The sequence below is a fragment of the Allobosea sp. LjRoot9 genome (assembly GCF_964252745.1).
Lineage (GTDB): Bacteria > Pseudomonadota > Alphaproteobacteria > Rhizobiales > Beijerinckiaceae > Allobosea.
In genome coordinates this window covers 20,421-46,017 of record NZ_CAXUPC020000008.1, presented here as the reverse complement: position 1 = coordinate 46,017, position 25,597 = coordinate 20,421, and the positions used below count along the sequence as shown (strand labels likewise).

Annotated in this window: 20 protein-coding genes; 8 read left to right on the top strand and 12 right to left on the bottom strand. The window is 64.3% G+C overall.

The features are described from left to right. Positions 1-104 precede the first annotated feature (104 nt). From ACSQ3P_RS24540 to ACSQ3P_RS24510, 7 genes are all read right to left on the bottom strand, one after another. A complete protein-coding gene (locus ACSQ3P_RS24540) occupies positions 105-1,196 on the bottom strand; it encodes an asparaginase (RefSeq protein ID WP_436168086.1) in 1,092 nt (363 codons plus the stop codon). Positions 1,197-1,216: 20 nt separating this feature from the next. Continuing rightward, entirely contained in the window at positions 1,217-2,386 is a 1,170-nt protein-coding gene (locus tag ACSQ3P_RS24535; protein WP_436168085.1) for an aminotransferase class V-fold PLP-dependent enzyme, read from the bottom strand. Positions 2,387-2,492: 106 nt separating this feature from the next. Further along, positions 2,493-3,794 (bottom strand): serine hydroxymethyltransferase, encoded by a 1,302-nt coding sequence (gene glyA, locus ACSQ3P_RS24530; protein ID WP_436168084.1) that lies wholly within the window; start codon positions 3,792-3,794, stop codon positions 2,493-2,495. A gap of 65 nt (positions 3,795-3,859) precedes the next feature. Continuing rightward, positions 3,860-4,654 carry an amino acid ABC transporter ATP-binding protein gene (locus ACSQ3P_RS24525; RefSeq protein WP_436168083.1) on the bottom strand — a complete coding sequence of 265 codons (795 nt, stop codon included), beginning with the start codon at positions 4,652-4,654 and terminating at the stop codon, positions 3,860-3,862. After that, positions 4,651-5,784 carry an amino acid ABC transporter permease gene (locus ACSQ3P_RS24520; protein ID WP_436168082.1) on the bottom strand — a complete coding sequence of 378 codons (1,134 nt, stop codon included), beginning with the start codon at positions 5,782-5,784 and terminating at the stop codon, positions 4,651-4,653. The genes ACSQ3P_RS24525 and ACSQ3P_RS24520 overlap by 4 nt, the downstream gene beginning before the upstream one ends. Continuing rightward, positions 5,781-6,977 carry an ABC transporter permease subunit gene (locus ACSQ3P_RS24515; protein ID WP_436168081.1) on the bottom strand — a complete coding sequence of 399 codons (1,197 nt, stop codon included), beginning with the start codon at positions 6,975-6,977 and terminating at the stop codon, positions 5,781-5,783. Before ACSQ3P_RS24515 ends, ACSQ3P_RS24520 begins: the two co-directional genes overlap by 4 nt. Before the next feature lie 66 nt (positions 6,978-7,043). Then, complete coding sequence (locus ACSQ3P_RS24510; protein ID WP_436168080.1) at positions 7,044-8,105, bottom strand: transporter substrate-binding domain-containing protein; 1,062 nt, start codon at positions 8,103-8,105, stop codon at positions 7,044-7,046. A 314-nt stretch (positions 8,106-8,419) separates the two neighbouring features. Between ACSQ3P_RS24510 and ACSQ3P_RS24505 the strand changes: the two genes are divergently transcribed. The 4 genes from ACSQ3P_RS24505 to ACSQ3P_RS24490 all read left to right on the top strand — a co-directional run bounded on the left by ACSQ3P_RS24505 (position 8,420) and on the right by ACSQ3P_RS24490 (position 12,806). Beyond that, positions 8,420-9,349, top strand: coding sequence for a LysR substrate-binding domain-containing protein (locus ACSQ3P_RS24505; protein WP_436168079.1), 930 nt, complete (start codon positions 8,420-8,422; stop codon positions 9,347-9,349). A gap of 313 nt (positions 9,350-9,662) precedes the next feature. Then, complete coding sequence (locus ACSQ3P_RS24500) at positions 9,663-10,448, top strand: hypothetical protein (protein ID WP_436168078.1); 786 nt, start codon at positions 9,663-9,665, stop codon at positions 10,446-10,448. A 242-nt stretch (positions 10,449-10,690) separates the two neighbouring features. After that, positions 10,691-12,379: a serine/threonine protein kinase gene (locus ACSQ3P_RS24495; RefSeq protein ID WP_436168077.1), complete on the top strand. Its 1,689-nt coding sequence runs from the start codon at positions 10,691-10,693 to the stop codon at positions 12,377-12,379. A 304-nt stretch (positions 12,380-12,683) separates the two neighbouring features. After that, positions 12,684-12,806, top strand: a complete 123-nt coding sequence (locus tag ACSQ3P_RS24490; protein ID WP_436168076.1) for a hypothetical protein — start codon at positions 12,684-12,686, stop codon at positions 12,804-12,806. Positions 12,807-13,230: 424 nt separating this feature from the next. Here ACSQ3P_RS24490 and ACSQ3P_RS24485 read toward each other — a convergent pair whose 3' ends face one another. The 3 genes from ACSQ3P_RS24485 to ACSQ3P_RS24475 form a co-directional block, all read right to left on the bottom strand. Then, the gene (locus tag ACSQ3P_RS24485) at positions 13,231-19,329 is read right to left on the bottom strand and encodes a DUF3320 domain-containing protein (protein WP_436168075.1); all 6,099 of its coding nucleotides are present in this window, start codon (positions 19,327-19,329) and stop codon (positions 13,231-13,233) included. A 370-nt stretch (positions 19,330-19,699) separates the two neighbouring features. Beyond that, on the bottom strand, positions 19,700-19,858 hold the full coding sequence (locus tag ACSQ3P_RS24480) for a hypothetical protein (RefSeq protein WP_436168074.1): 159 nt from the start codon (positions 19,856-19,858) through the stop codon (positions 19,700-19,702). A 32-nt stretch (positions 19,859-19,890) separates the two neighbouring features. Next, positions 19,891-20,784 (bottom strand): LysR substrate-binding domain-containing protein, encoded by an 894-nt coding sequence (locus ACSQ3P_RS24475; protein ID WP_436168073.1) that lies wholly within the window; start codon positions 20,782-20,784, stop codon positions 19,891-19,893. A 213-nt stretch (positions 20,785-20,997) separates the two neighbouring features. Between ACSQ3P_RS24475 and ACSQ3P_RS24470 the strand changes: the two genes are divergently transcribed. Beyond that, positions 20,998-21,843 carry an arylamine N-acetyltransferase family protein gene (locus tag ACSQ3P_RS24470; protein WP_436168072.1) on the top strand — a complete coding sequence of 282 codons (846 nt, stop codon included), beginning with the start codon at positions 20,998-21,000 and terminating at the stop codon, positions 21,841-21,843. 46 nt (positions 21,844-21,889) lie between these two features. Here ACSQ3P_RS24470 and ACSQ3P_RS24465 read toward each other — a convergent pair whose 3' ends face one another. Beyond that, a complete protein-coding gene (locus tag ACSQ3P_RS24465) occupies positions 21,890-22,069 on the bottom strand; it encodes a hypothetical protein (protein WP_092177151.1) in 180 nt (59 codons plus the stop codon). 300 nt (positions 22,070-22,369) lie between these two features. Further along, complete coding sequence (locus tag ACSQ3P_RS24460) at positions 22,370-22,813, bottom strand: MarR family winged helix-turn-helix transcriptional regulator (RefSeq protein ID WP_436168275.1); 444 nt, start codon at positions 22,811-22,813, stop codon at positions 22,370-22,372. 146 nt (positions 22,814-22,959) lie between these two features. Between ACSQ3P_RS24460 and ACSQ3P_RS24455 the strand changes: the two genes are divergently transcribed. From ACSQ3P_RS24455 to ACSQ3P_RS24445, 3 genes are all read left to right on the top strand, one after another. Further along, positions 22,960-23,403 carry a VOC family protein gene (locus tag ACSQ3P_RS24455; RefSeq protein ID WP_436168071.1) on the top strand — a complete coding sequence of 148 codons (444 nt, stop codon included), beginning with the start codon at positions 22,960-22,962 and terminating at the stop codon, positions 23,401-23,403. Between the two features lie 342 nt (positions 23,404-23,745). Beyond that, positions 23,746-24,957 (top strand): MFS transporter, encoded by a 1,212-nt coding sequence (locus ACSQ3P_RS24450; protein ID WP_436168070.1) that lies wholly within the window; start codon positions 23,746-23,748, stop codon positions 24,955-24,957. Between the two features lie 119 nt (positions 24,958-25,076). Continuing rightward, complete coding sequence (locus ACSQ3P_RS24445) at positions 25,077-25,550, top strand: VOC family protein (RefSeq protein WP_436168069.1); 474 nt, start codon at positions 25,077-25,079, stop codon at positions 25,548-25,550. Positions 25,551-25,597: the final 47 nt, after the last annotated feature.

Sequence of the window (25,597 nt, the reverse complement as noted above, 5' to 3'; positions counted from 1 at the left end):
CTCATCCTGACGATCGAGCCGCGCGCTTGCACCGGGTCCTGATCAGTCAGGACCAGACAGCAGTCATTCGCGCATGAAACAGCAGCGGCTGCCCCCCGGACAGGTCAGTAACGCCGGAACATCCCCTCGATCCGGTTGACGTCATCCGATCGCGTCAGTGCGAGCGCCAGCAGGATTCGCGCCTTCTGCGGGGTCAGGTCATCGGCACTGAGGAAGCCGCTTTTTTCAAGCCCGCTGGTCCCGGGGACACGCCCGCTCCCTGCGCGTGAGGATTGGACGATGATGATGCCATTCGCGGCGGCCTCGCGTAGCGCTGCCTTCTCCGCCTGATTGGTTGCTCCGGGCGCGAAGCCCGCCGAGACGATGCCTCTGGCACCGGCCCCGATCGCGGCCCGGGCCAGCACATCGTCCCCGCCGACATAGGCATAGAGGATGTCGACGCGCGGCAAGGCCTCGATGCGCTCGATTTCAAATTCCGTGTCGGGCGCGTGCGCGCGCAACGGGCGGCGGTAAAACGCGATCCGGTCCGAATCGACCTGCCCGAGAAGGCCATGGACAGGAGACTGGAAGGCTTGCACGCGGGAGTTGGAGCATTTGGTCACGTCCCTGGCCGAATGGATCTCGTCGTTCAGGACAACGAGGACGCCGAGACCGACAGCGTCGGGGCAGGCTGCGACGCGGATGCCGTTTCGCAGGTTCAGCGCCCCATCGCTCGACAGGCCGTTCGACGGGCGCATCGACCCGACCAGGACAACCGGGATACTCACCTTGACGGTGAGATTGAGGAAATACGCCGTCTCCTCCAGGGTCGAGGTGCCATGCGTGATCACGATCCCCGTCAGCTCCGGATCCTCCGCGACGAGCGTGGTGCAGAGCTGGGCAAGCTCGCGCCATTCCGCAAAGCCGATGCGCGTGCTCGGCACGGCGCTGAACGGAACCGCATAACAGACGGGGTCATCGTCCCTGCGGGGCAAGGCTTCCAGCAATTGCGCGGCATCGAGGATGACGCCGTTGGCATCGTAATCATGGAGGTCGAAGACATCCCGTCCGACCGCACCGATCGTGCCCCCCGTGCCGATAACCGCGACCCGCCCCCTGCTCATACGCTTGTCCCCTTCCGCTCGCGCACCAAAGCTAGAGCAAATTGCTCTAGCTCTTTGTTTTGACGCGTTTTCTTCACGCGAACCGGTGTCCACTTCGCTCGAAAACGCTCTTGCTAGGCCACACTCCGTGCCCGCGGCAGCATAGCGCCGCGTTCAGCGAGAATCTGGGCGAAACGGTCGACATCCCCGGCATTATTGAACAGGCCGAACGAGACGCGGATGCCGTCGCGCTCCGGCGAGACCCGCACCTGCCGGCTCGCGAGATAGTCGGCCCAGTCCTGCGCCGGCAGATCGAGCACATAGATATGGGGCGAGCGGTCGGCACGGGCGCGCGGCCCCACGAGCCGGATTCCAAGCGCGTCGATATGCTCGATCAGGCGGTCGCCGAGATCCTGGAGATGGGCTTCGATCGCGGCGACGCCGATGCTTTCGATCAGGCTCAGCGAGGCGTCGAGCGCGTGGATATCGGGCAGATTGACATTGCCGATCTCGAACCGGCCCGCTCCCGGCTTGAGCGCCATATTCTCGGCGCGCGCGATGTAATCGCCCGGCGGATCGGCGAGGCTCGACATCGCCATATAGGCTGGCTGCAATTCCGTGAGGTCCTGCCGGCAATAGAGGATGCCGAGGCCCTGCGGAACCAGCAGCCCCTTATGGCAGCCTGAGCCAATCAGGCTTGCGCCGCTCGCCTTGACGTCGAGCGGCACGACACCGGTCGACTGCATCGCATCGACGACGAAATACAGGCTCATCTGCGCGCAGAGGGCGCCGATCGAGGCTAGGTCGAAGCGGTGCCCGGCATGGAAGGTGACGTGGGAGAGCGAGATCGCCCGCGTCCGGCCATCGATATGGGGGGCGAACATCTCGGCCCGCGCCGTCGTGCCCGAGATCGGCACGAAGCGCACCTCGACGCCTTTCCGCCGCAGATTGAGGAAGGCATAGGCATTGTTGGGATGGTCGCCCTCGACGAGGAGCACATTGTCCCCGGCCGCCAGCGGCAGGGCGTTCGCGGCGATGTTCATGCCTTCCGAGGTGTTCTTGGTGAAGGCGATTTCGGCAGGCTGCGCGTTGAGGAGCTTGGCCACCCGGGCACGCACCTGTTCGACCCGGTCGAGCCAGACGGGCTTGGGCCCGGCGGTTTCGCTGCCTTCCCGGTAGAAGCGCATGAGCGCGTCGCGGACGCTGGTGGCGAGCGGCGTCTGATGGGCGGAATCGAGATAGAGCATGCGCTCGGTCACCGGGAACTGGCGACGGATCGCGGCGACATCGTAATGGCTGGTCATGTTCGGCTCCGGCAATCAGGCGGCAAGGTTGAACGGCAAGCCGGCCAGCGCTGGTGAAGGCTGCCATCGCGGCTGTCCTTCGCGCTCGCGCCGGCGGCGCGGCATCTCAGTCGACAAAGGACGGGATCGGGTGGGCGGCGGCCAGCTCTTGCAGCCGGCGCAGCCGCGCCGGGTCCACGGAAGCGGCGGGACCGGCGCGCAGGATGCCGGCGACCTCATGGCCCAGCCTCATGGCCTCGTTCGGGCGCAGACCACGGATCGTCAGGGCGACGCTGCCGAAGCGGAAGGCGGTGCGCGGCTCTCCCCCCTGCCCCGGCGCGCGCATGGCATTGCCGAGAATGCCATGGGCGGCGAGCCCCGCAACGAGCTGGGCTTGCGTCCAGTTCTCGCCGGTATAGGCCATGATCATGTGGGAGTCGGTGCCTCCGGTGTAGAGCTCGATCCCGCCGTCCTGAAGGCCCTCCGCGAAAGCCTTCGCATTCGCCACGATGTCGCCCATCAGCTGCGCAAAGGCGGGCCGGGCGATCATCTCCATCTGCACGGCACGGGCCGCGATCATGTTCGACGCCGCCGGCCCCTGCAGCCCGGGGTAGATGGCCGCATCGATGGCGGCGCCGAAGCGCTCCCTGGCGAAGACGAAGGCGCCATTGCGCGGCCCGCACAGCGTCTTCTGCGTCGAGGTGGTGGAGACGTCGGAGAACGGCACGGGGTTGGCGTGGAGGCCGGCCGCGATCAGGCCCGCCACATGGGCGATATCGCTGAAGAGCAGCGCTCCGACCTCGTCGGCGATGCTCCGCAACGCGGCAAAGTCGATCTCGCGTGGATAGGATGAGGGGCCGGCGAGCAGGACATGCGGTCTCGTCTTGCGCGCAAGCTCGCGGGCCTGGTCGAGATCGACCGCGCCGGTGCCGGTCACGCCGAAGGAGACGACCTCGCGGTTGGCTCCCGTTATGTGGCGCAGGGCGCCGTGGCTGACATGGCCGCCGGCGAGCTCGTCGAAGGTGAGCAGCCGCGCGCCATCAGCCGGCAGGATCGCGCGCAGCACCGCGACATTGGCGATGGTCGAGGACAGCGCCTGGGCGTTGACGTACTCAGCACCGAAGATCGCCTTGGCCCGGTCGATGGCGAGATTTTCGATCGCGTCGAGCTGTTCGCAATTGGCGACGCTGCGGCGGCCGGGCAGGCCCATCGGCGCGCGGTTGACGAGATGGCTTCCCTCGATCTGGCGCAGGCCCAGCGGCGCGTAGGAGGCCGAGGCGATCATGTTGAGGGATTGCATCTCCTGCTCGCGATCCCTGTCGATCAGCGCGACGACGTCGGCGCCGAGCTGCCGGGCATCGGCGTTGAAGAAGCCATGCCAGTCGGCATCGGGGAAACCTGTCTGCAGGGCGGCCGTCGTCGGTGACATGTTCGTGTCCTCTTTGAAGGGGGTGGGCGCTCGCGGCGCGGGCGGGACGGACAGTGAGCGTTTCGTCAGTGCCGCAGCACGCGCGACAGGAAGGTCCGGGTGCGCTCATGCGACGGCCTGTCGAAGATCTCGGCCGGCGTGCCCATCTCGAGGATGCGACCGTGGTCGATGTAGACGACGCGGTCCGCCACCTCGCGGGCAAAGCCCATCTCATGCGTCACGATCATCATGGTCATGCCTTCGCGAGCGAGTTCGCGCATGACGTCGAGCACCTCGCCGACCATTTCGGGGTCGAGCGCCGAGGTCGGCTCGTCGAACAGCATGATGTGCGGCTCCATCGCCAGCGAACGGGCGATGGCGACGCGCTGCTGCTGGCCGCCGGAGAGCTGGCCCGGGAATTTATCGGCGTGATCGCGCAAACCGACCCGCTCCAGCAGGCGCAGCGCGGTGGCCTTCGCCTCCTCGCGTGTCCGGCCGCGGACCCTGACCGGCGCGATGGCGACATTGTCGACGGCGCTCATATGCGGGAACAGGTTGAACTGCTGGAACACCATGCCGACGCCCCGGCGGATCCTGGCCAGCTCCTTCTCCCCGCCGATCTCGCGGTCGGCCTGGGTCGGCATCTGGAAGCCGTCGACCGTCAACCGGCCGCTCTGATACATCTCGAGCCCGTTGACGCAGCGGATCAGGGTCGATTTGCCCGAGCCGCTGGCGCCGATGATCACCAGGACTTCGCCGCGCCCGACGGCGAGATCGACATCCCTGAGGACATGGAAGGCGCCGAAGGATTTGTTGAGACGGGTGATGCTGACGATCATGTCGCGCGCAGGAGCGGCGGACAGGTTCTGGATGGCGCTCATCGCGACCCCCTTGCGAGATGGGCTTCGAGCCGGCGCGAGGCGTAGGTGATGGCCCCGCCGATGGTGAAGTAGACGGCGAACAGGAAGACGTAGATCTCGTAGGTCCGCCCGCCATTCTGCGGATCGGCGAGGATCATCTGGCCGGCGCGCAGGAAATCGGTCAGGCCGATGATGAAGACCAGCGTCGCGCCGTTGAAGATGTCGAGGATCTGGCCGACCAAGGAGGGCACGACGACGCGCAGCGCCTGCGGCAGGACGATGTCGCGATTGAGCGTCCAGGTCCCCATGCCGAGCGAACGCGCCGCCTCGATCTGGCCCTTGGGCACGGCTTGCAGACCGCTGCGGACATATTCCGCGACATAGGCCGCGAAGAACAGGGCGTAGCCCGCCATGCCGCGCAGCAGGCTGGGAACCGCGGTATCCGGCGCGAGCAGTGGAACGATGATCCAGATCCAGTAGACCACGAGGATCAGCGGCACCGACCGCATCGTCTCGATATAGGCTGTCGAGATCAGGCGCAGGCTGGCGATGCGGCTCTGCCGCCCGAGCGCGAGCAGGATGCCGAAGGGCAAAGTCAGGATCGAGACGGTGATCGTCAGCACGATGCTGAGCAGCAGGCCGCCCCAGACCTCGAAGCCCGGCGCAGAGAGCACGGCGAAGATCGCGGCCACCCCGGCAAACAGCCCGGGCAGGACGAGGCGCTGGGCGCGCGCGAAATGATGGACAGCGCTCCAGGCCGCGATGCCGAGCGCGGCGCTGCCTGCCGCGAGCCCCCCGGCGCCTGCGCCGATCACGGCCGCAACGCTCGCCGCGATCAGTATGCCGACCGCGGCGACGGCCGTGAGCGCAACGCGGCCGGGGCGCATGGCGAGGCCGAGGCCCGCCCCGAACATCGCGCAGAGCGTCGCGGCCGCGAACCAGGCCCGCCAGATCTGATCGACGGGATAGATGCCGACCATCAGCACCTTGAGGCTGCCGCCGATCACCTCCCAGCGCGCCTCGACCAGCACCCAATGGAGCGAGGCATAAGCTACCCAGGCCAGCACTGGGATGACGACGAGCGAGAGCGCGGCATCGAACGGCTTGGCGAAGAGATTGCGGTGCAGCCAGCGCAGGGCGACAGCGGTCATCGCGTCCCTCCCTGCGCGTTGATGCGGGCGTTGAGGGCGTTGACGCAGGCGCTGATGATCCAGCTCAGGGCGAGATAGGTCAGCATCACCACGATGACGCCTTCGAGATTCCGCCCGGTCTGGTTCGAGACGGTGCCGTAGACGTTGAACAGGTCGGGAAAGCCGATCGCGATCCCCAGCGAGGTGTCCTTCGTCAGGCTGATATAGCGGTTGGCGAGCGAAGGCAGGACGATCCGGACGACCTGGGGCAGGATGATGTCGCGCAGCGTGTGGGAGCGCGACAGCCCCAGCGAGGCGGCGGCCTCCCACTGCCCCTTCGGGAGCGCGTCGATTGCGCCGCGCACGATCTCGGCGACATAGGCTGAGCTGTTGACGGTGATCGCGAGCAGGATCGCGGTCATTTCCGGCGAGAGCGCAAAGCCTCCGCGCGCGCCGAAGCGGGTCGCGACCGGCAGGTCGGTGCTCAGCGGGAAACCGAGCGCAGCCGCAAGCGCGAGGGCAACAAGCGCCGCGGCCAGGCAGGCCAGCTTGCGCCGCCCTCCCCGCATCACGAGCGCGGCGATGGCGCAGGCAATGGCCGCGACCAGCAGCGCCCAGGATGCGAGGCCGGCATCCTCGGACACCGCCAGGCCCGGCAGGAACAGGCCCGAACGGCTGGCGATGACGCCACTGAGCCAGCCGGAGGCGGCATTGGCCGGCGGGAAGCGCAGCACGACGGCGAAGTACCAGAACACGATCTGGATCAGCAGCGGCGTGTTGCGCACGCACTCCACCAGCCCAAAGCACAGGTTTCGCACCAGCCAGTTGGTCGAGAGGCGGCCGATGCCGAGCAGCGTGCCGGAGACGGTGCACAGGAGGATCGCGGTGAGCGCGACCTTGAGCGAGTTCCAGAGGCCCGCAAACAGCGCCTGCGCATTGCTATGGGAGGGGCTGAACGGCTCCAGGACCGGCCAGACGCCATCGAGCGACAGGGCAAGCCCCTCGCTCAGGCTGATATTGGCGGCATTCCAGAGATAGCCGAACGAGAACTGGATGCCCTTGCGCGCCAGCGCTTCACGAACCGCAAGGCCAAGCCAGATCGCGAGGCTCGCCACCACGGCCACGATCGCGGCCTGGAGACACCATCTGGACGCCACCAGAACGCGCCGGCGCCTCGGGGTGATGTAATGAGCTTCGGCGATCTGCATCGTCATGACCCGCTCTCCCGATCGGGGCGAGCCGGACGGCCCGCCCCTGCTCTCACCTGGATGAGAGACGGCTCAGTTCCACGGCGGCGAGTATTCGGCGCCGCCCTTGACCCAGGAGGCGTTGGGCGTGCCGGCGCGATCGATGAAATAGGGCGTCTTCGGTCCGAGGCTGCGGTCGTAGATCTCGCCGTAATTGCCGACGGACTTGATCATCGCGGCGATGAAATCGTCGGAGACGCCGAAATCCTTGCCGAAACCGCCCTTCGCGCCCAAGAACTTCTGGATGAAGGGATTCTCGTCCTTCAGCTTCTCCATGAGATTGGCGGAAGTGATGTCCCATTCCTCGGCCTGGAACAGCGCATAGCTCGCCCAGCGCAGGAGGTTTCGCCATTTCGAGTCGTTTGCGACGACGAAGCCGGCGAAGGGCGACTTGTCGAGCGTGTCCGGCAGGATCGTATACTCGGACGGATTGGCCGAATTGCCGCGCCAGGCGGCGAGCGCCGATTTGTCGGTCGACATCGCGTTGCAGCGGTCGCCCTGCAGGGCGGCGAACAGCTTCTCGAGATTCTCGAAGGTCAGCACCTTCGTGCCCTTGAAGCCGCGCTGCCGGATGACGCCGGCAAGCGTGCTCTCGGTGCCCGAGCCCTGCGTGGTGCAGATCGTGGCGCCATCCAGCTCGGCGACCGATTTCACGCCCGACGCCGCCTTCACCATCACGCCGGTGCCGTCATAGAAATTGATCGGCAGGAAATCGATGCCGATGGCGGATTCACGCACCGGCTTGACCGTGGTGTGGGCGAAGACGACATCGACCTGCCCGGTCTGCAGGGCGTTGAAGCGGCTCTTATCGGTGACGACGACGAAGTTGACCTTGCCGGCGTCGCCGAGCACGGCGGCGGCCATGGCGCGGCAGAAATCGGCGTCGAGCCCCTCGATCTTGCCCGTCCGGGTGTTGAGATAGCCGAAGCCCGGCGCGGTGTTGTCGGTGCCGCAGTTCAGCACGCCGCGCTGCTTGACGGCGTCGAGGACGGTCGCGGAGGCGCTGGTCACCAGGAGCCCGGTTGCCAAGAGTGATGCCGTGGCAGCGAGCGCTGCGATAAGAAGTTTTGAGCGAGACAGTTTCAAGCAGGACATAGGAACACCCCTCTTTTTCGTTGTCGTTGAGTTCAGTCGTCGTTGAATTCAGTCGTGGCAGGCAGCCGAGATCACAGGCGCAAGGCATAGGCTGGCGGGACCGCTCCGGAACCGCGCTCCGGTCGCGCATTGCGCGCATCTCCCGAAGCTGCGGCCGAACCTGGCGAAGCGCTCCTCCCGCTCGCGAGGCATCGATCGCGCTCTCTGGAAAAGAGGCTACAGCCGGAAAACAATTCTGGTCTACTTAATTAACTTTGAGCTATACATTAGAAAAAATGCATGATTGCGCTTCAGGCAGAATGGAGTTCCCTGCGATGGATCTGGCCCGGCTTCGCACGCTCCGTGAGCTGTCCCTGCGAAAAACCATGGCATCGGTGGCCGAAGCCCTGCTGATCTCGCCATCGGCGGTTTCGCAGCAGATCGCCCTGCTCGAGGATGAGACGGGGATCGAATTGGTGGAGCGTCGCGGCCGGGGCGTGCGGCTCACCCCGGCCGGGCAGCGCCTGGTCGAGCATGCAGGCCGCGTCATCGGCATTCTGGAGGAAGCGAAGACCGATCTCGCGGAGCTGAAGAAGACCGTCGCCGGCGAATTGCGCGTCGCGGCCTTTCCCTCCGTCGCGGCCTCGCTGATCCCGCCGACGATCCGCGCCTTGTCGGCACGCTTCCCCGATCTGATGACGACCTTCGAGGAGCTGGAACCAACGGACAGCCTGGCCGCGCTGCGGGCCTGGCAGACGGATGTCGCGATCGTCGACGACCTCACCACGGCGTCGGGTCTCGCGGAAGCGCAGGTTGAAACGCTGCATCTGCTGGACGACCAGCTCCATGTCCTGCTGCCGCCCGGCCACCGGCTTGCCGATCGGGCCCATGTCACGCTTGAGGAACTGGCAACCGAACGCTGGGCGCTCGACACGAATTCTTCCACCTATTCGGACGTCATCGTCGGAGCCTGTCGCGCTGCCGGCTTCGACCCGATCATCAACGGCCGCTGCCACAGCTTCGAGGTGGTCCGGGCCATGGTGGAGGCAGGCTGCTCGGTTTCGATCAATCCCGGCCTGCGCGGGCGCGACTATATCGGCAGCCTGCTGCTCAAGCAGATCCGGCCTGCGATCATGCGACGGATCTTCGTCACCTTCCGCAGCGGCGAGCGGCGCAATCCGGCCGTGGCCGGCTTCGTCACCGAACTTCAATCCGTGGTGGCGGCGATGAACAGCCTGGCCGAGGCGGCTCCCGCACCAGGCTGAGGCTTAGGCGATGGAGGTGAGCACGCGGCCTGCGGCTCTCGTCGCATTTGCGCCAGTTGCGGACGTTGGCACCTTGCGTTGAAGCGGACATAGATCGCCGATCGACATGTCCGTTTGGTATGGGGTCTTGTCAGGGGTCGGGCTGTACTCGCCCAAGAGAGGATCAGCAGCGCGGACTGGCGCTTGATGCTCTCGTCCCTGAGATCAAGGTGAATGCAATGGTCCAAGCGGGCGCCCCTTCGATGTGGACGATGCTCGGGAGGTCAGGATCGGAAAAGCTGCTTACAGTGCAATATTAGGAGGGGCGAATCGGATGGAACGCATTACCGCGAAGCGCAGGGACGAGTTTATCGCCGCGCTCGAAGAAGCAGGTGGAAGCTCCGGGAACGGAGCCTTGCGTAGGGCCCTGGACTGGAATGAGGAATTCTACTGGAAGGTTCAGGGGCACCTGATCGAGCAGGGCCTCATAGTTGCCGGCCGCGGAAAGGGCGGCTCAGTGCGGCTGACCGAGGCCCAGGTCGCCATGTCGGATGAGCCGACTGAGGCGGCCATGGAACTGCCGGCCGTTCCGGCGAAGGAACGAGACCTCTACGCGGACCTGAAGGCAACGATCGAGACAAAGTGGATTAACCGTTTCGCACTTGACGATGTCCTGGTGGACGAGACGCACTCGCGTGGTTCCAGAAACACAGGCGGAACATTCACCAGGCCTGACATTACGGCGGCCGGTGTCCGGCGTTACGTCTATCTGCCGAAGCGACTTGAGATCGTGACGTTTGAAGTCAAACCCGCAAGCAACCTGAGCGTGATGGGAGTGCTCGAAGCTATCGCCCATCGAGAGGCCGCTCATCGGGCCTATGTCATCTTCGCAACCTCGCGAGCCAAGTTCGAGGCTTCCACGGAGAGCGAGCGCATCCTCGAACTATCGCAAAAATACGGCATCGGGCTGCTGCTGAGCGAGCAGCCGAAAAACGTCGAAACTTGGGAGGTGTTGTTGGACGCGGTCCGACACGAACCCGACCCTTCGCGCCTGGATCGCTTTCTTATTGACCTGCCAAACGAGCTGATGAAAAAGCAGCTGTCTAAGTGGAAGGAATAGGCCCGGTTGTCGGCCAGCCTAGGTCAGAAAACGCCCGATTTGGCCGGCCTGCGCCATTTGCAGACTCTGGGTCATTGCCCGATAGCGGATATTCGGCTCAGCGCCTCCAAGTCGTTGTTCGCGATGGCTCCCTTCTTCGATAATAGGCGCATAGATGAGCGAACCCCATTCGCCGACCTCGGTGTCGAGCCTGTAGCATGGCGGGTTATGATATCGGGCCCTTTTCTAACTAGAATTTGACAATGACGATTTTGCAGTCTGCTTGGGTTGAAGTCGCGAACTGGAAAGCTCGCTGGGAAATCGTCGAAGAGATCAAAGCCGGCGGTCAGGGCGAAGCTTTCCAGGTCCGCCGCATTGGCGATCACCACCCCGGTTTCCTCAAGGTCATTAAATCAAGGAAAGACCTCGAGCGCCGCGCCCGCTTCTCGCGCGAGGCCAATGCTTACGACACAATCCGGATCGACGGCGTACCGCGCTTGATCGAGAGCAACGCGCATCGGCACGGCGATCTGACCGTTATTCCCTTCATCGTGACTGAGTTTGTCGAGGGAAATACCCTCACCGAATGGCGCGCGAAGCAGACGCAGGTCTCGTTTGAAGTGGCGGTCGCTCTGACACGCCGCCTTGTCGATATCCTCGACGCCTGTCACGGCGAAGGCGTGGTCCACCGCGACGTGAAGCCTGACAACATCATTCTACAGGCCGATGACACGACCCAGCCGTGGCTACTGGATTTTGGTCTGAATCACCACGATATGCCAGAGATCGATTTTCGGACGGAGGATTGGCAGGAGGTTGGCAATCGCTTCCTGCGCCTGCCGGAGCTGTCGGCTGGCAGCCGTCTTAAGCAAGATCCTCGGTCAGACGTCTCCTTCGCAGCGGGAATTCTATTCTATTTGCTGACGGCGGAGCATCCAGACGTCCTTCAGGATGCTGAGGGCCGGTTGCCGCATCAGCGATCGGGACCACTGGCTCGCCTTCAGGCCGTCGCAGGGGCACAGCATTCACGTCTAGCCGCCATATTTGACCATAGCTTTGCGCCACACATCGAAGACCGCTTCTCTAGTGCGAACGCACTCCGCGACCGTTTGGATCGTCTTACAGCACGGCTGCCTGCCACCACATCCACAGACGATGACCTTCAGGCCATCACGGAAATCCTCGACACCCCTGCCGAGCGTCGCCGCGGCCAGGCTCAGACAGCGATCCAAGAAGGACTGCGTGCGGTCGACGGCGTGTTCCGGAAAATCAATCAAAGGGTCGGCACGGCACTGACGCTGGCGCAAACAAATTTCACGGTAATTGGCGGCTCAGGCAAGAATACGCTAATCTGGCGTCGCAGCGGTGCCCAGGACAGCCTGCTTTCGATAACGTACGAGATACAGGCGGTTGGCGACGAACTCGTCTTGCGCATGTCTGGCGAGGACGTCTATCGGACGTCGCTGGCCGCGCCCCTTTGGGCTGACACGTTCACGGGCGAGGTCAATCGCAGAGTCGTGTCAAATCTGAGAGACGTCCTCAACAACTCCCATGCGCTGCCTCCGGAGATGCACCGGTTTGTCGAGCAGCGGCCCTTCGCAACTCTCCAGGAAGCCGCCGCCGAAGCTGCGCGCACAGGCCGCAACATCCTTGCCTTCGTCTACGACCCGGCCCAACCGGCGCGCGGTCAGCTAGATTACGCTCTGGGGGCCTTCCTCAGAAATCGGAAGACCCGGGATCGAATGGACGGAGCTTTCGTAACCGCCCTCGTCCCCTTGGCCCAGTTTGCCGAGGCGTCGAACATTCTGAACGATGCCTCGATGGAAACCTCGCGATGGGTGGTCCTCGATGGAGCGCTGCACGCGCTCGAGGAAGCCGTGATTTATGCGAACGCCGAAGAAGCGGAACGGATTATGGATGATCTCGTGACGCGGCACGGTGGGTCTACCTAGCACCGCGGCATGCCTGCTCTCGTTCAAGAGCCAGAAGGTCACTGGAGGGCCCAACGGCCGCAACCGCAGGAACTTCCATTGCGTTGAAAGGCACAAAACGATGTTGCCCGTCGGTCGCACGATGCGCCGGCCCTAGGCAGCGAACGATCGTAGAGAATCTAAACTCGACTGGGGGAGTCATACAGCAGTCGCCGTACGGACATTGCGCTTAGCCACAAAACAGGCGGATCGCCAACCAGCGGACGTTCCAGACGTCGGGAATGGGCCATGAGCCGCAGCTAGGCGCCCCTGGGAAAGCGGAGATTTGCGTTTCGGCTGTCGCAGCGGCGAGCGGCGCAATCCGGCCGTGGCCGGCTTCGTCACCGAACTTCAATCCGTGGTGGCGGCGATGGACAGCCTCGCCGAGGCGGCTCCCGCACCAGGCTGAGGCTTAGGCGACGCAGCTGAGCATGCGGCCTGCTGCTCTCGTCTCGCTTGCGTCATAAGCGGAACTTGGATGCTCGCCAGCAAGCGGATATTCAAGGGACGCTCACCGAAGCCATGCGTCGCTATGTGACGTGCTCCCCGGACGGATAGGGGTACGTCAATTTGGACCAGATCGCGCTCACGGCTCGATCGAGCCAAGATAGGCCGGCCATATCTGCCCGTGAAACGCCAACATCGCATATGGAACCGGGCTCTTTTCGTAGTTATGAAAGTGCTGCCCGACATCGGGTTGGTTGATTTCGCCGTTTAAGCGCTCTTCAACACGCCGGACCCGAACAGTTTATTCATTTGCCGACCTTGTTCTTATTTCGCCTCTGAGCCGGTTGTTCAAGCCATCCGTTACGCGCCCGCATCTATTAATGATCTCACAAGGTAAAATGGTCCCGAACATAGCTGGCGACTTGGCTTAGCGGGATTTCTGGCGACGATGCCCCGGAGCGAACAATCAAGCGCTCGGCTGCCGGGCCATTGCCTTCAGACAAGGCCAGATACACCGGCGTGCGAGAGCGTTTGATGTCGACTCGACAGATGAGCTTATCGCGTAGGACAGGATAGCTGACAGACACGCACCCCGCCCTGAAGCTTTCCGAGAACCGGTCCTTTATGAGGTTCGTCAGGTGCAGTTCAAAGCGATCGCGGATACCGCCCAAGCTGCTCAGATCCGGTTCGAGACCTTGCACGACACCGTCATCACGCACGCCGATTAGCAAGGTTCCGCCCCGATGGTTGCTGAAGCCCGCGATCGCCTTCATCGCCGCATCTTCCAGCTTCTTGTTGACCAGCCCCTGACGCAGATCCCAGCGCAAGGTTTCCTTGAACTCTAGCCTCTCGCCCTCTCCTTCGGCGATCAATCCCTCCAAGGCTGGCTTTTCCGGCTCCCGCCGTGTCTGAGGCGAATTGGGACCGGCCTCGATCAACGTGTCTCGACGGGCTAGAACGCCTCTCAGAAGCGCGGCCTCGAGCACGCCACCCAGCACGTCTCGCAATTGGGAGCTCGTGGCCTTGAATCCGAAGGCTCGCGCCACGGCCTGCACGGCCTGCTCCTCGGTGGCGCCGAAGTTGCGCGACACCACGTCGATCAGCGCCGTTTCGATCTCGACCGGCGGCAGCATGTCGGGCCTGCGCAAGGTCGGCGACATCGCCTCGCTGCGGTCGCGCACGACGACGTTGGCTCCCGGAGCTGAGAAGAACTCCCCTTGCGCCACGATCCGCCCTTGGCGAGCCGATGTCTCGACCGCGCGACGAACAGCATCGCGGATTCGGCCGCCCGCGCGACCGGCGCCCCAAGCTGTGCGGATCCGAACGACGATCTCGTCGAAGTGGATCGGCCCCTCGGCCTGCACAACTGCCTCTGCCAGTTGGGACAGCACACCTGTCGGCGTCTCATGGATGTCGTCGAGGATGTGAGGCGGCCGCGTCACCAGAGCTTCCGCATAGGGGCGCGAGAGGGCGAGGTCCGCCTCAGCGAACCCTGCCAGACCCATCCCCGTGACATCTTCCCGCTCGACCGTGACGATTTCGTACGGAGCCAGGCGCGCCGCAGCGGCGCCGTCCCGTGCCAGCTCCACCTTGGTGGCTTCGATCACGGCGATGGTCCGCTCGAGCTGTTCCTGGGGCCGCTTGAACCAGTCGCCGCTCCAAATGCGATGAACGATCCAGCCCTGATTTTCCAGGACGCTGCGGCGCAGGCGGTCGCGATCGCGGGCCGAGCGCGCCCCGCGATAGGACGGTCCATCGCATTCGATCGCCAGAAGATAGCGATCCGGATGATCGGGCGAGGCGACCGCGATATCGACGAACAGGCCCGACACGCCCACGTCCTGATGCACCTGATAGCCGCGATCATGCAGCGCCCGGGCGACCTGGGCCTCGAACACCGAGTGACGGTCACGGCCGATCGATTCGGCCAATGAGATCCGACCGGTGCGTGCGAAATGCATGAACAGCTTCAGTGCAAACACGCCCTTGCGGGTCGAGGCGAAGTCGGGATCGATATCTTCGTCGCTCAGGGACGCGAAGACCTCGCACCGACGCTTGGCCCGGCTGATCAGCACGTTGAGCCGGCGCTCGCCGCCCTCTTGTCCAACGGGTCCGAAGCGCATCGGCGGCTTCGCGCCGACCGCCGAGGGTCCATAGCCGACGGAGATGAGAATAACATCCCGTTCGTCGCCCTGAACGTTTTCCAGATTCTTCACGAAGAACGGCTCGGTCGGATGAAGCTGGAAGAAAGCCTCCTCGGCCGGAGCCAGCTGGCGACGCAGCAGCTCCAGCTGTTCCAGGATCGCCTTGCGCTGACCGACGGAGAACGCGACCACGCCGAGGGAGAGCTCCGGCGTGGTTTTGACATGATGGACGATGGCGCGAGCGACGGCCTTGGCCTCGGTCGGATTGGTGCGTGTCGTGCCGGTCTCGAAGACGCCGTCCTGGATGTGATGAAAGCGCAGCCCCAGCCCCGATTGCGCTGTGAAAGGGCTGGGCACGATCACTAGCTTGTTCTCGTAGAACTGACGGTTGGAGATGGCGATCAGCGACTCGTGCCGGCTCCGGTAATGCCAGCGGAGCATGCGCATCGGCAGCCCGCGCGCCGTGAACAAGCCCAGGATGCTCTCGATATCGGCGACCTTTGCGGCGCCGTCATCGTCGTCGCCATCGGTCTGTCCCGTCATCTTCGAGAAGAAGGCGGTCGGCGGCAACTGCTGGGGATCGCCGACCACGACCACTTGGCGGCAGCGCGCGATCGCCCCCAGAGCGTCGATCGGCTGGATCTGGCTGGCCTCGTCCATCACCAGGAGGTCGAAGGTCATCTCGCCCGGCGGCAGGAACTGGGCCACCGAAAGCGGGCTCATCATGAACACAGGCTTCAGCCTTTGCACCACCGGCCCGGCCTTCTGCATCAGCTGGCGAATGGGCATATGTCCCTTCTTCCGCGCCATCTCGCCTTTCAGGACGCCGAGCGGCCCAACGGCGCCGCCCATGAACGGCGGGATCTTGCGGTGATGGGCGCGCGCCACCTGCATGGCAGCGGCGCGAATCCGCTGCTGATCCAGATCCACGAATTCCCGCACCCGCCGCCCATGGATTTCCCCGTCGAAGGCTGCCAGTTCCGGTTCGGCCTCGAGTTGCTGCTCTAGGACAGCCTCGAAGAAGGCTTGCTCGAAGTCGTCACGCGCTGCGACAGGTGCCAAGCGCCCGTCGTGCAAATGCGAAACCACATAGCTCAGGCCCAGTGCTACGGCCTCCTTGGCACGCGCTCGATAGCTGGCCCACGATGTCAGCGCTTCTCCGCCATCGCGCCACGCCATCAGATCGGCGGCCAAGGCCGCCATGGGCGTGGCCGCTAGGTGCTCGGCGACGACGGCCGCCTCGGCGTTGGCCTTCAGGTCGGCCAAGACCTCCTTGACGTCGGCGATCCACTGATCGCGAGCGACCAGGCCTGCTTCGACATGTGCCGCCAGCACGGCCCGGTCGGCGATCTGGGACGCCAAAACCCGGATGTCTCCGTTCGCCTCGAGCCAGGTCGCTGCTTCAGACAGTGCTACCCAGTCCGAGTGCAGGTCGCGCCAGGCTGGCCCGAAGGCCGCTCGCCCTTGCGGCCCACCGGCGTTCAAGGCCGCGCCGCGGGTCTGACCTCTGGCCAGATCGTCGAGCGCCTGCACACGCACAGCCAGTGAGGGCTCGACCTGCAAGCTCAGCGCAGCCACGTCGCGATGCGCGCTCGCGACAACGGCAAATGTCTCCGCCAAGACCGACAGCTTGGCCGTGCCCGACTCTTCTGCAGCGCCGAAAAGCGCCTCGCGGCCGCTTCCCGCATCGTCCCAGACGATATTGAGCTGAGGCCGTAGCGTGTCGAGCCCACCGGTCAGGGTCAAGGTCAGATCGGCGATCCGCCGCCGATCCGGACGCAAGCCGACGATGAGCCGAGGCTCCGCGCCAAGGCCACGCAGGCTGCGCATCCATTCCACGAGCGCCAGCAGCGGCGCCGAGACCGACCGCTCTCCCCGCCAGTCGCCGGCGAAGGCGCTTTGTCCGAACGCCGCGTCGTCGCGAATGAGCTTCAGCGCGCCCTGACCTCGGCCCAAAGTGTCCAGAAGGGCTAATCGACGCGACAGCGGCGTCTTCGGATCGGCCAGGAACGAGCGCACCAGACGGTCCGCAGCGCGCCATTCGGCGCTGAACAGCCGCAGGAAGGACGCGCCATGCGCAGCGAGCACGCCGCGCGCCGCCGACAGGTCCGCCGCCCAGGCCGCTTCACTCAAGGCCGCGCCGATCTCCCGGCGCGCTTCTTCCAACGCCTTGACCGCAGCGGCGAGGTCGGCGGCTCTCTCGACGCCGTTGTCCCAGAGATCCTGGGCGAAGGCGGCCGGATCCGCGTCCGGCGCCGTCGCCACCCGTTCGCCGACCTGCGCTAGGCGGCCCAAGGCCTCAAGATCGGTCGGCGGCGTGTCTCGGCCGATGGCATCAGCGAGGCGACGCCCCTGTTCCAGCAGCGACGGCACGCGCTCGGCGATGTCGCTCGTTAGATCCAGGGCCTCGATCGATGTCGCCGGATCGAGTGACGCGAGAACTGCGCGCAGCGGCGTTAGGTCGGCTGACCAGGCGGCCTCCGCGAAGACCGCGGCCAGCTGCCTTCGCAGAGCCGTGTAGTCGGCACCCGCGGCCAGGATGTCGCGCACAACCTCAGGCGTTGTCCAGATGTCGGCGGCCAGGGCCTCGGATGCGAGTTGGGGCGCTTGCGCAAGGCGATTCGCCAGAGATGCCTGCTGCTCGAGCCCAGCCAGTGACTCGGGTTCGTCCATCTCCAGGATCCCGGCGCTCTTGGCGTGATCCTCCCGGATCGCGGCCAGACGCGCGCACAGGGCGGCCAGCCTTTGCTCGAACCGCGCGACATCGGTCGGCATCGCACGATCCAGCTCGATGCCCCGCCAGAGGTGTTGACCCGGCGCGCCGAGGTCTAGGACGCGCTCGGACAGTTCGCTGAGCAGCCGCGAGCGCTGATCGAACGCCGCCTTGGTCCAATTTTCCACGCCGTCCAGGCGCAGATAACCCGGCTTGACCCCGGCCTGTCTCAAGCGGACCAGATGGCCGACGACGTCGTAGGGGGTATGCAACGAGGCGCCCAGTGGCGCGTGAAGCCGCTCCGCATGAATGTTCAGCTGGTCGCGCGCATCCATCAGACGCGCGTTCAACGCATCCAAGTTCTCACTCTTCGGCGCGCCGAGTTCCCAGGTCCGGCGGAGCTCCTCAAGCACGGCGCGCTTATTGGCTTTATTACTGTGAAGTTCCAGGCAGGCGCCGCCGACGCCGGTGGAATCCAGGCGACGTTTGACGACCTCGAGCGCTGCCATCTTCTCAGCCACGAACAGCACAGTCTTGCCGTCGGCAATCGCTGAGGCGATCACGTTGGCGATCGTCTGCGACTTGCCGGTACCTGGCGGACCTTGGATGACCAGATCGCGGCCGCGACGCACCTCCTCCACCGCCAGGGTTTGGGAACTGTCGCTATCGACGATATGGACCGTATCGAATGGCGAGATGTGGGCGTCGATGGACTCGTCGTCCGATAGCAGCGGCTCGCCCTCGGGGAATCCATCGGAGACCAGTGGCCGGATCAGCGGATGGTCGGCGAGCTTTGCGCCTGCCGGCCAAGTCTGCGGGTCGAGGTCGCGATACATCAGGAATTTGGCGAAGGAGAAGAAGCCTAGGACGATGTCGTCCTGATTCACCGCCCAGGTCGGCTTGGACGAGACCGCTTCGGCCACCGCTGCGGCATAGGCAGAGGGATCGAAGTCGTCGCCCGCCTCGAAGGTCGGCAGCTTCAGGCCATGGACGCGCTCCAGATAAGCCTCGAGCGACAGGTTGGCCGCAAAGTCCTCCGGCCGTACGCGCAGCTTGAACTTTTCCGCAGCATTGCCACGCTCCAGCGCGACCGGGATCAGGATCAGCGGCGCGTAGCGGACGGAAGCGGCGTTATTGGGATCGACCCACTTCAGCGTTCCGATGGCCAGGAACAGAATGTTGACGCCTTGCTCCTCCTCCAGAGTTCTGGCGTCGTAATAGAGATCGAGCAGCTTTTTCTGAAGCCCGGCGGGCGTTAGTCTAGTCTGGAGACGGGTATCGGCATGGCGGTTGGCCACGCCCCGCGCGTCGACGCCGTCATCCTCCGGCTGCGCCAGTTCCCCGATTTCGGTCTCATCGTCATTCGCCTCGACCGCCGCGGCCTTGCCAGGCAAGAAGGTGAAGGCCTTGCCGCCGCCAATAAGCAGTCGGAAGACTTCAGCCCCTCGCTCGTCGGTGATTTCGAGCGTCTTCGCACTCTTGGCGGACCGTGGAATATTGAGAAGCCGGTTACGTGCGGAGAGATCGAGAAGTTCTGTCCTTGCCCGTTCCAGCTTCACGTCGAGCGGCAAATCGCTCTCAAAAACGGACGCCTGCTCGCGCGCGCTAGTTGTGATCGTATCGGTCATATCAATCCCCCGTTGAGATCAATCTACGGGGGCAGCGGACTTCGTCTAGAAATATCTGGCGCGGTTACATGAAGCGACGTGGGAGATCCCGTCGTTCATCGCCTCGGACGCTGGCCAAGGAACCAAAACCGGACTTTGCCAAGGTCAGCAAAGGGCCATGAGCGGCAGCTAGGCGCCCTGGGAAAGCGGAGATTTCGGCTGCCGCAGCGGCGAGCGGCGCAATCCGGCCGTGGCCGGCTTCGTCACCGAACTACAATCCGTGGTGGCGGCGATGAACACCCGGGCCGCCCCTGCGCCAGGCTGAGGCTTACGCGACGCAGGTGAACAAACGACCTGCTGCTCTCGTCTCGCTTGTGCCGCTCGAAAACGCTCAACGGAGCTTGGCGATCGCGATGCCATCGGGTTTGGCGCGGTCCTTGATGGATTCTTCGCTGCGGGTCATCGCTGGCACTCTTGGCGCCTCGGTCGTCGGAGCGGCCCCCTGGTCGTAGAAGCCGCCGCGGTCGACATTGCGATCAGGCCTTGGCACGGCCGTCCTGATCCACTCGCCTCCTTCGTGCGTCACGGCCGCAGTTTGCCCGCTAAGAACGAGACGAAGCGTCGGACCTTCACTGCAATATGGCGGTTGGCCGGATAGACCGCTTGCAGCTGTATCGTGGTGATGTCCCAGCCGGCGAGAAGGCGTACCAACCGACCCTGCTTGATATCCTCGCCGACAATGAAGTCGGGCAGAAGGACGATCCCAATCCCGAGCAATGCGGCGTCGCGCAGGCCCAGGCTGTGATTTAACTCCAGGCGGGGCACGATCGGGATACGAAGCTCTTCGCCGTTCCGGCTGAACGGCCAGATCCGGCCCCATCGCAGTTCGGCAAAATGGAGGCAGGAATGGCGGCTGAGATCGTAAGGCGTCTCCGGCGCGCCATGGTCGGCTAGATAGTCCGGCGAGGCGGCGATCACGATCGACGAGGTGGCGAGCTGTCGCGTGATGAGATTGTGGTCGACCGACAGACGCCCTCGGATGGCAAGATCGAAGCCCTCCTCGATCAGGTTCACGGTGCGATGTGAGAGATCGAGCTCAATGGAGACAGCCGGGTTGAGCTTAAGGAACTCGGCGACCGCCGGCACGATCACCATCTGCCCGAGGTCGGGCGGCGCAGAGACCCGCAGCCTGCCGACAGCCTCCTTCTGAAACGAGACTGCCGCGCGTTCCGCCTCCCGTATCTGCGGCAGAATTCCCGAGAGCGCCTCCCGATAGGCCGCGCCCGCCTCAGTCAGAGCGATCTTGCGCGTCGATCTCTGAAAGAGGCGGATACCGAGGCGATCCTCGAGCTGTCTGACCTGCGCCCCTACCGTTGCGCGCGACATGCCGAGCTCGTCCGCCGCCTTTGAGAAACTCAGATGTGTTGCAACCATCAGAAAGGCGGCAATCCCATCAAGTGGATCCAGCGTCTTCATGAGATAAAATATCCATACAATGATGCTAATTTATCGATCTTATCATAGGACACGGCACGGCGTAGGCGATGGGCGTCCCCAAGCAGGTGGAGGCCCAGAATGACGAGATTCACGCAGCCGGCATCACCCAGCGATGGCGAAACGCCCGCGGGACGCCCCCTGAAACACAGCGCCGAGAACCGCACCAACGCTCCATAGAGAGGAGTCCCAGGGATGACGCACGTGCCTTCAAACCAAAACGGAATGACCCTGACAGCCAGCCAGCTGGACGCCTATCTCGCAAGGATCGGGGTCGACCAGCCGATCTCTCTTGACCTTTCCAGCCTGTCGAAACTCCACCGCGCCCACCTCATGAGCTTCACCTGGGAGGCGCTGGACGCCTTCATGGGATGGCCATCCTCGGTCACTCCGGCAGCCGCCTTCGCCAAGATGGTGGAGGGCCGGCGCGGCGGCTGGTGCTACGAGATGAACGGCCTCTTCGGCGCAGCGCTCGATGCGCTCGGCTTCCGGGTGGCCCGTCTCTGCGGTGGCGTCGACCGCGAAAAATTAGGCGACATCGCCATCGGCAATCACCTGACCCTGCGTGTCGATCTCGACCGCCCCTATCTCGCGGAGGTCGGCGTGGCCGACGCCATCATCGAACCCGTGCCGCTTGCGGTGGGACCGATCCGTCAGCGCGGTTTCGATTTTTCGATCAGTCCGACGCAGGACGGCTGGCTGCGCTTCAACAATCACACGCACGGCATCGCGCGCAGTTTCGATTTCCGGGCCGACCACGGCGACGAGGCCGCCATGGCCGCCACCCATCGCTGGCTGACACAGGATCCCGGCTCGCCATTCACAAACGCGTTGGCGGTCCTGCGTCACACCGCGGATGGCTATGTCGCCTTGCAGAATGATCGCCTGCGCAGCGTGACACCCGGCGGCATTCGCGAACAGCGCATCACCAGCGCGGACCATCTCGCGGACACGCTCGAGACCGTTTTCGATCTCGATATTCCCGGGCACGAACATGTCTGGGACAAGATTCAGGCGGTTGGCCGCGATAAGGCGGCCTAGGACGTTTTCTTTATGCGAACCGGTGTCCACTTCGCTCGAAAACGCTCTAACGGAGCTTGGCGATCGCGATGCCGTCGAGTTTGGCGCGGTCCTTGATGGATTCCTCGCTGCGGGTCATCGCTTTCGCAATCGCCTTCAGTGCCATGCCCTTCCTGGCGAGCAATTTCAGCTTCTCGAGTTCCTCATAGGTCCAGGGCTGGCGATGCCGTTCAAACCGCTCGGTCATGATCTGCTCCTGCTCTGCGGGGCATCTATAGCAGTGCTGGCGACGAATTGGGCCGCACATATCGATGGGTGCCGAGCCCATCGGGGCGCTCGGTACCATAAGAGGCCGTTTGGAAACTCTAGCCCTCATCCTGAGGAGCCGCGAAGCGGCGTCTCGAAGGATGCTCCAGCGTGCACAGGAGCCTCCTGGAGCATCCTTCGAGACGCGCTCCTGCGGAGCGCTCCTCAGGATGAGGGCTCGCGGAGTGTCCAAACGGGCTCCAAGCTGACACCGGCTCAACTCCAGTCGGCAGAGATTCGCTCATCGGGACAGCAGCACCAGATCGGAACGCAGGCGGCCTGAGTCTGACAATTCGGCTTCGATGACCGCGTGGAGCTGCTTCCAGATCGGCACGGCTTCGGTCAGCACGGCCCTGCCGGCTGGTGTCAGGGACAGCAGGCGGATCCGCCGGTCCGCTCCGTCATGACTGGTCTCGACGAGGTCGCGGCGCTCCAGCGGCTTGAGGTTTGCGGTCAGCGTCGTCCGGTCCATCGCCAGCAAGCTGGCGACGCTGCCGAGGCTTGGTGGCTTGGGACGGTTCAGCGACATCAGGAGCGAGAATTGGCCGCTGCTGATACTGAGCGGCTTCAGCGCCAGATCGAAGCGCCGTGCAAGCGCGCGGGCCGCCCGTTGTGCATGAAGGCACAGGCAGGCATCGCGCACCAGGAGCGTCGTCTCAAAAGAGGGTTCGGTTTCAGCGTGCATCAGGCGGGTTGACATCGGGATACTATATAGGTTGATATCAACTAAATAAAGCGGCCATCGATCGATACCGTGCCGATCCGCATCGACGCTTGGATCGAACACGGGCTTGGATCGAACAAAAACGTGGATCGAACAGGGAGAAGACCATGAAGATCGTGACCAGCTTGAGCTTTCAGGGGCAATGCCGCGAGGCGTTCGAGTTCTACGCGGCGGTTCTCGGCGGCAAGATCACCGCCGCGTTTCCTTATGGCGACGCGCCTCCCGGCATGCCGATCACCGGCGAGAAGTATAAGAGCTGGCTGATGCATTGCTGGCTGGAGGTCGGTGATCAGGCCCTGATGGGCGCCGATATGGATGCCGCCTGGGCGCCCAACATCGAAAAACCGAAGAATGGCTTCGACGTCACCCTGCACAGCACGGACAAGGCACAAGGCCAACGCTGGTTCGAGCTGCTCTCGGCGGGCGGCAAGGCGGTCATGCCTTTCGGCGAGACCTTCTGGTCACCGGGCTTCGGCTCGCTGATCGACAAGTTCGGCATCCCCTGGATGGTCAACACCATTCCCTCCGCCGATTGGAAGCCGCAGGGCTGACGCATGCGGCAGGCGCGGCTCGATGTCAGGGCCGCGCTTGCTGCCAGGGCCGATCCGTCATGCCTGGAGCAGGATGCGAAAGAGTGGGAACCGGTTTTTTGCAATCGATCCTGCTCCAGAGCCATTTTCGATCTGAGTGAAACACGGCCCCGTCATTGCGAGCGCAGCGAAGCAATCCAGGAGCGGCAGAGCTCTACGTCCTCCTGGATTGCTTCGTCGCTTCGCTTCTCGCAATGACGGTTCAGCCAGGTCGAAAACCGCACTAACTCTTGGATGAGAGCATCTTCGGGCGAAACGGACAGCGGTTCGCGTGAAGAAAATGCGATAAACACGGAGATCAGGATGGACCGTCCTTATCGATGGGTGATCGTCGCCGCCGGTGGATTGCTCGGCTGCGCGGCGGTCGGAGCCATGTTCTCGCTGCCGGTCTTCCTGCGGCCGATGGCACAGGACACAGGCTGGTCGGTTACCGGCATTTCCACGGCCATGACGATCGGCTTTCTCGCCATGGCAGCCGCCAGCATGGTCTGGGGCGGCCTCTCCGACAGGTTCGGGCCACGCCCCGTGGTCCTGACCGGATCGATCGTGCTGGCGTCGAGCCTTGCCCTCGCCAGCCAGGCGGATTCGCTGATCGAATTCCAGCTGCTGTTCGGCCTGCTGGTCGGGGCGGCGACGGCGGCCGTCTTCGCGCCGATGATGGCCTGCGTCACCGGCTGGTTCGATACGCAGCGCGGCCTGGCGGTCTCGCTGGTTTCTGCGGGCATGGGCATGGCCCCGATGACCATGGCCCCGCTCGCGGCCTGGCTGGTCACGATCCACAACTGGCGTGGCGCCATGCTGATCATGGCCGGCATCGCGGCTGCGCTGATGATCCCGGCTGCGCTGCTGGTGCGCCGGCCGCCAGTGCAGGACGATGAGCCGGCCCAGGCCTCCAACGACGCGGCCGAGCCTGGCATGACGGTTGGCCAGGCGGTGCGCTCGCCGCAATTCATCACCCTGATGCTGGCGAATTTCTTCTGTTGCGCCACGCATTCCGGGCCGATCTTCCATACCGTGGCCTATGCCGTGACCTGCGGCATCCCGATGGTCGCGGCCGTCTCGATCTATAGCGTCGAAGGCCTGGCCGGCATGTTCGGCCGCATCGGCTTCGGCCTTGCAGGCGACCGGCTCGGGGCACAGCGCGTCCTTGTCGCCGGGCTGCTGGCCCAGGCCTTCGGCGTGCTCGCCTATGCCTTCGCAGGCCAGCTCGGCAGCTTCTATGCGGTGGCCGTCCTGGTCGGCTTCATCTACGCCGGCACGATGCCGCTCTACGCCGTGATCATCCGCGAGAATTTCCCGCAGAGGATGATGGGCACGATCATCGGTGGAACCGCGATGGCCGGCAGCCTCGGCATGTCGACGGGGCCTGTGCTCGGCGGCCTGATCTACGACAATTTCGGGAGCTACGCGCCGCTCTATGTCGCGTCCTGGGGCTTAGGCTTGGCGGCAACGCTGGTGCTGGCCACCTTCAGGCCGTTCCCGGCAAAATCTCCGCTGCAACTCGCCACGGCGTAACGGAGTTGCCCGGGCAAGACCGGCGCTTGGGTCGAAACATGCGCCTGGCTACCTGACTCAAAAAGACGGCGGCTGGGGATACAAAGCCAGAACTCGGCTTCACAGCGAAAGGACGCATCATGGCAAAGAACACGATCTGTCTCTGGTTCGATAAGGACGCCGAGGCTGCTGCCCGCTTCTACGCGGCAACCTTTCCCGACAGCGCGGTGGGCGCCGTCCACCGTGCACCCAGTGACTACCCCTCCGGCAAGGCGGGCGACGTGCTGACGGTCGAATTCACGGTTGCCGGCGTCGCGTGTCTGGGCCTCAATGGCGGTCCCGCGTTCAAGCCTGACGAAGCCTTCTCGTTCCAGATCGCCACCGACGATCAGGAGGAGACCGACCGCTATTGGAATGCCATCGTCGGCAATGGCGGCCAGGAGAGCGCCTGCAGCTGGTGCAAGGACAAATGGGGGATTTCCTGGCAAATCACGCCGCGCGCCCTGATCGACGCCCTGGCGGCTGGCGGCGACGGGGCAAAGCGCGCGTTCGATGCCATGATGACCATGGGGAAAATCGATGTCGCCGCGATCGAGGCGGCGCGGCGCGGGTGAGGCTCCGTCGCGTCTGGCGGCCCAATTGCCGCGCCACCTGGCCAGCG

Excerpts from the sequence above, each read along its gene's own strand:
- ACSQ3P_RS24535 (WP_436168085.1), bottom strand. The coding sequence starts at position 2,386 with ATGACCAGCCATTACGATGTCGCCGCGATCCGTCGCCAGTTCCCGGTG.
- glyA (WP_436168084.1), bottom strand. The coding sequence starts at position 3,794 with ATGTCACCGACGACGGCCGCCCTGCAGACAGGTTTCCCCGATGCCGAC.
- ACSQ3P_RS24525 (WP_436168083.1), bottom strand. The coding sequence starts at position 4,654 with ATGAGCGCCATCCAGAACCTGTCCGCCGCTCCTGCGCGCGACATGATC.
- ACSQ3P_RS24520 (WP_436168082.1), bottom strand. The coding sequence starts at position 5,784 with ATGACCGCTGTCGCCCTGCGCTGGCTGCACCGCAATCTCTTCGCCAAG.
- ACSQ3P_RS24515 (WP_436168081.1), bottom strand. The coding sequence starts at position 6,977 with ATGACGATGCAGATCGCCGAAGCTCATTACATCACCCCGAGGCGCCGG.
- ACSQ3P_RS24510 (WP_436168080.1), bottom strand. The coding sequence starts at position 8,105 with ATGTCCTGCTTGAAACTGTCTCGCTCAAAACTTCTTATCGCAGCGCTC.
- ACSQ3P_RS24505 (WP_436168079.1), top strand. The coding sequence starts at position 8,420 with ATGGATCTGGCCCGGCTTCGCACGCTCCGTGAGCTGTCCCTGCGAAAA.
- ACSQ3P_RS24500 (WP_436168078.1), top strand. The coding sequence starts at position 9,663 with ATGGAACGCATTACCGCGAAGCGCAGGGACGAGTTTATCGCCGCGCTC.
- ACSQ3P_RS24495 (WP_436168077.1), top strand. The coding sequence starts at position 10,691 with ATGACGATTTTGCAGTCTGCTTGGGTTGAAGTCGCGAACTGGAAAGCT.
- ACSQ3P_RS24485 (WP_436168075.1), bottom strand. The coding sequence starts at position 19,329 with ATGACCGATACGATCACAACTAGCGCGCGCGAGCAGGCGTCCGTTTTT.
- ACSQ3P_RS24475 (WP_436168073.1), bottom strand. The coding sequence starts at position 20,784 with ATGAAGACGCTGGATCCACTTGATGGGATTGCCGCCTTTCTGATGGTT.
- ACSQ3P_RS24470 (WP_436168072.1), top strand. The coding sequence starts at position 20,998 with ATGACGCACGTGCCTTCAAACCAAAACGGAATGACCCTGACAGCCAGC.
- ACSQ3P_RS24465 (WP_092177151.1), bottom strand. The coding sequence starts at position 22,069 with ATGACCGAGCGGTTTGAACGGCATCGCCAGCCCTGGACCTATGAGGAA.
- ACSQ3P_RS24460 (WP_436168275.1), bottom strand. The coding sequence starts at position 22,813 with ATGCACGCTGAAACCGAACCCTCTTTTGAGACGACGCTCCTGGTGCGC.
- ACSQ3P_RS24455 (WP_436168071.1), top strand. The coding sequence starts at position 22,960 with ATGAAGATCGTGACCAGCTTGAGCTTTCAGGGGCAATGCCGCGAGGCG.
- ACSQ3P_RS24450 (WP_436168070.1), top strand. The coding sequence starts at position 23,746 with ATGGACCGTCCTTATCGATGGGTGATCGTCGCCGCCGGTGGATTGCTC.
- ACSQ3P_RS24445 (WP_436168069.1), top strand. The coding sequence starts at position 25,077 with ATGGCAAAGAACACGATCTGTCTCTGGTTCGATAAGGACGCCGAGGCT.